The organism is Streptomyces sp. NPDC059850 (assembly GCF_042731515.1).
Taxonomy (GTDB): Bacteria; Actinomycetota; Actinomycetes; order Streptomycetales; family Streptomycetaceae; genus Streptomyces.
The window spans coordinates 1-1,482 of record NZ_JBHWJI010000075.1; the positions used below are offsets into that span (position 1 = coordinate 1).

Here is a 1,482-nt window from a genome sequence, read left to right on the forward strand (position 1 = left end):
GCCGCCGCCCCTGAACCATTTTTCCGATCCCTCGCCCGCGTCGGTGCAGTGCCGACTCAGTGAGACCGATGGTCTCAGTGGTGGCCGTGCGCCTTCTTCTTCGCGTGCTTCTTCTTGGCGTGCTTCTTGTCCTTCTTCACGACCTTGTGCTTCTCCTTCACCACCTGCTTGACGACGACGGTGGGCGGCTCGGCGATCGCGATGTTGGTGCAGTTGCTGCCCAGCTCGATGTCGTCGGTCGGAGCCACGGCGGGCAGCGTGGTGATCGGGCCGGTGGCGGTGTCGCAGTCGTTGACCTGCGTGGCAGCCTTGGAGTTGGTGAAGTTGACGCAGTCGGAGGCGACATCCAGGACCCCCGACGGGGCGAGCACGGCGCCGGTGATGATGGCGCTGGTGGCCGTGTCACACGAGTTCGCCTGGTTGACCCCGTTGTTGCCGCCGGTCAGGCCGCCGAGGCCGTAGGCGCTCGCGCCACCCGCGGTGCCGATGACCATGGCGCCGGCCGCGGCCGTCATGAGAGCTGCCTTCTTGCCGATCTTCATTGCTTGGTGCCTCCGTAGGTGATTCTCCGCGATATTCCGCAGACACCCAATCAACGAAGACGAAGAGCGGAGGATCCGGTATGGCCGAGAGCTTCACCCGTCCGCCGCAGTTTGGATATCTTCACCCCTTGTTTCTCGGTCGCCACACGAAAATGCGCGACCCCCGTGAAAATATTCCGGGGGCCGCGCGAAGGGAAAACAGCCGTCGACTACTCCGCCGCTCCGCTGCTCTGGCCCTCTCCGTTCCCGGCCACGTTGAGGCAGTTGGTCTCGTTGGTGACCTCGGTGCCGGGGCCGAGCGTGATGGGGCCGAGTACGGAGGTCGTCCGGCAGTCGTTGCTCTGCTTCGTCACCTCGCCCGACTCGCTGACGTTGATGCAGTTGGTCCGGTTGGTGACCTCGGAACCGGGCGTCAGGGCGACCGTGATGGGCCCGACGACGGAATGGGTCCGGCAACGGTTCTTCTGCTCCGACACCCCCGACTCGGCGTAGTTGACGCAATTGGTCTCGTTGGTGATGTCCTCGCCGCCACCGGTGATCTCGATAGTGCCGATGAGAGAGCTGGTGTCACAGCGGTTCTGCTGGACTCCGCCACCGAGCGGGAGGGTCGAGGGGCCGGTGCCGCTGTCGGCGGCGTCGGCGGCACCCGCGCCACCGATGGCCAGTGCGCTCACGGCCGCTACGAGAAGCGCCGTCCTTTTTCCCATGTGCATCTAAGAGCCTCCTAGTGATTTTTCCCGGATATCAGCGAACACCTGATGAACGACGCCGACCAGCTGAGGCTCCCCGGAACGCCATCGCCGTACCCGAATGGCGCAGTAAACACATCGTGGGTCAATGTCCATTCATGCGGCGGGGGGGGGGGGGGGGCGAGTGGCACGGGCCCCCCCGCCGGGGGGCCGCCGCGGGGGGGGTGGGGGGCGGGGGGGGGGGCCGGGGG

Annotated in this window: 2 protein-coding genes; both read right to left on the reverse strand. The window is 66.3% G+C overall.

Features of this window, described 5'->3' with window-relative positions; translation table 11 throughout:
- Positions 1-74 precede the first annotated feature (74 nt).
- Positions 75-515 (reverse strand): hypothetical protein, encoded by a 441-nt coding sequence (locus ACFV9T_RS37970; RefSeq protein ID WP_385447211.1) that lies wholly within the window; start codon positions 513-515, stop codon positions 75-77.
- Positions 516-751: 236 nt separating this feature from the next.
- Positions 752-1,216 carry a hypothetical protein gene (locus ACFV9T_RS37975; protein WP_385447213.1) on the reverse strand — a complete coding sequence of 155 codons (465 nt, stop codon included), beginning with the start codon at positions 1,214-1,216 and terminating at the stop codon, positions 752-754.
- Positions 1,217-1,482: the final 266 nt, after the last annotated feature.

Bases quoted from the DNA above. Each gene is read 5' to 3' on its own strand.
- ACFV9T_RS37970 (WP_385447211.1), bottom strand. From the start codon at position 515: ATGACGGCCGCGGCCGGCGCCATGGTCATCGGCACCGCGGGTGGCGCG.